This window comes from Frigoribacterium sp. CFBP 8751 (assembly GCF_014841545.1).
GTDB lineage: Bacteria > Actinomycetota > Actinomycetes > Actinomycetales > Microbacteriaceae > Frigoribacterium.
Window position 1 is genome coordinate 1 of the sequence record NZ_JACYUB010000027.1, and the last position, 254, is coordinate 254.

The window sequence follows — 254 nt, forward strand, 5'->3', positions numbered from 1 at the left end:
CCGTCGTGGTCGATCTCGCCCTGGACGTAGGGGCGCACGTCGCTGTCGGGGCCGTAGTAGTCGACGTTGCCGCCGGTGATCGGGAACGAGAACGTGCCGTCGGTGAAGGTCGCGGTGCCCACGACGCCGGGGGTCAGGCCGAGGCTGGTGATCGCGTCGACGAAGGACTGGTCGACGGCGACCTGGGTGTCGACACCGTTGCTGAGGTCGGCGATCGACGCGGCGGGCGTCGACGCGGCGCTGGGCTCGGACGA

Annotated in this window: 1 pseudogene; it reads right to left on the bottom strand. The window is 70.9% G+C overall.

Annotation, left to right across the window (positions count from 1 at the left end):
• Positions 1-254: pseudogene (locus tag IFT88_RS16760) on the bottom strand (hypothetical protein); the annotation flags it as partial.